The following is a 2,210-nucleotide window of genomic DNA, read 5'->3' as shown; positions in this document are numbered from 1 at the left end:
AGTAGGACGTTGTACAGGTTTAGTGGTAGGAATGCCTCCAGCCTCCAGTAATTCTACCATTCAAGCTGCACTCAGCACCGTTTTAGGTTCAGCCAAAGAAAAACAAGCCATTGGTATTTTTGAAACCGGTGGAGGAGATGATGAACCTACCTATCCCATATTAAATAAATTCCGGGCTTTAGGCTTAAATATCGCTTTCCCCGTAATTGAAATTCGGGAAACACCCACAGCCAACACCTATAAAAAGTGTGAAGAAGCGGGTACAGACTTAGGACAATGGGTGACAAGAGATAAAAGCATCAAAACCATGAAATCCCTTGGTGCTGACTTAGACAAAGCTTTAGGCCGAATTAGCGGCGGTTTATATATCATCACAGCCAAAAAAGACGACGTATCCAGCGCCATGTTAGCTTCCTGGGTCAGTCAAGCCAGTTTCAAACCCTTGGGTTTTTCCATTGCAGTCGCTAAAGATCGGGCGATAGAATCACTGATGCAAGTAGGCGATCGCTTCGTTCTCAATATACTCGAAGAAGGCAACTATCAACCCTTAATGAAACATTTCTTAAAAAGATTTGCTCCCGGTGCTGATCGTTTTCAAGGAGTGAAAACCCAACCTGCGGAAAATGGCGCACCTATACTTACAGATGCCCTAGCTTACGTAGAATGTGAAGTAGTCAGCCGCATGGATTGTGGTGATCATTGGGCAGTATACAGCACAGCTTACGCTGGTAGAGTATCAAATCCCGATGCCATGACAGCAGTACACCACCGGAAAGTCGGGAATCACTATTAAAACCCCACCCCTAGCCCCTCCCCGCAAGCGAGGAGGGGGACAGGAGAGAAGGGGAGGAGATTATCCAGTGGTTAAAACCCCACCCCTAGCCCCTCCCCGCAAGCGAGGAGGGGGACAGGAGAGAAGGGGAGAGGAGAGAAGTGGAGTTATGTTCAGAAATCTTTGATTTTATTCAACTGTTGGCTCATGAATCAATCCAGAATCAACCGACTCTGCTAACATCTTCCGAGCCGAGTGCTGCTGCAACTTTCTCCGCAACATCAAAGCACCAAAGACAATCGCCATACCTGCTGGTGCGGCATTAGACTCAAAGGGAACAGGAGTAGCATCAATGGAAAAACTGCTAAATAGGCCTGGATCCGGTAGAGATCTGTCTTGGACATTTAATGTCCAAGTTCCATTGAGTGAACTGCCATTGAAAGCACTTAATGGCTGAAAACTGGCATAGGTAGTGACAGATGGCACTGGATCAGCTTGAGTGTACCAATTAGCCCCAGTATTGGCAAAAGTGTAGTTGCCACCAGTTAGATCAGCACCATAATTAGTAAAGACTGTACCATCAGGAGAGTACGCTGTACGAAATAGTTGCACTGTGGTTGTGCCATTGGAAAGAAAGGCTCTCAAATCGGCATACCAGGTATGGGTAAACCCAGAAATGGTCACGGAATTAAAGCTACTGATATTGGGTTGACCAGAGATATTGATTGATGCTGTTACCCCAGTTGCATTACCATCTGGAATATTGTAAGGACCAATTGGACTGGTGAAAGTAATCGCCTCTGCAACACTAGAAAGAGCTAGAATGCTTACCAGGGAAGCAACTACCCCCCCCCATTTTTTGAACATTAGTGCTGATCATGATGTCCTTTGTTTCTTATTTTCTTAATTTCCTGATATGTACCAAATCGGTACTTAGCAGTAGAATAGCTGAAAATCACTCAAATAGCAACAGCAAAATATGAAAAATTATCACATACCCAATCCTAATTCTTGTTCCCCCTCGTCGCTTAATTCTTGTCCTCCCTCCCCGCTTTCCCCGCTTAATTCTTGTCCCCCCTCCTCGCTTGCGGGGAGGGGGTTAGGGGGTGGGGTTTCTTGGCAAAGCCCACCGGAAATCTGGTCAAAACTGAAACCCTTAACCAGACAAATGCGGACAGAACCCACATTAGCAGAAAAGCAACTTTGGCAAAGATTAAAAAATAAGCAACTGCTAGGTTTGAAGTTTCGTCGTCAGCAGGTGATTGATAGATTTATAGTTGACTTTTATTGTCACGAAGTCAAATTAGTAATTGAAGTAGATGGAGAAATTCACAATTATACTCAAGTAGAAGATGCTATTCGAGAAGAGTTTTTAGAGTGTTTGGGTTTGCGGGTGATGAGATTTAAGAATGAGGATGTTTTGTTGAGGATAGAGGGG

Annotated in this window: 3 protein-coding genes; 2 read left to right on the top strand and 1 reads right to left on the bottom strand. The window is 44.7% G+C overall.

Features of this window, described 5'->3' with window-relative positions; all coding sequences use genetic code 11:
- Positions 1-793, top strand: a 793-nt coding sequence (locus ACIR310F_RS26670) for a flavin reductase family protein (RefSeq protein WP_231387406.1), incomplete at its 5' end; no start/stop codon positions are given.
- 168 nt (positions 794-961) lie between these two features.
- Here the strand turns inward: ACIR310F_RS26670 and ACIR310F_RS23535 are convergent.
- On the bottom strand, positions 962-1,639 hold the full coding sequence (locus tag ACIR310F_RS23535; RefSeq protein WP_028082995.1) for a hypothetical protein: 678 nt from the start codon (positions 1,637-1,639) through the stop codon (positions 962-964).
- 268 nt (positions 1,640-1,907) lie between these two features.
- Here ACIR310F_RS23535 and ACIR310F_RS27265 point away from each other — a divergent pair.
- A partial coding sequence (locus ACIR310F_RS27265) for an endonuclease domain-containing protein (protein ID WP_035367679.1) occupies positions 1,908-2,210 on the top strand: 303 nt, incomplete at its 3' end.

Source organism: Dolichospermum circinale AWQC310F (assembly GCF_000426925.1).
Classification (GTDB): Bacteria; Cyanobacteriota; Cyanobacteriia; order Cyanobacteriales; family Nostocaceae; genus Dolichospermum; species Dolichospermum circinale.
The sequence above is the reverse complement of the archived record's forward strand: the minus strand, read 5'-3'. Positions and strand labels throughout refer to the sequence as shown.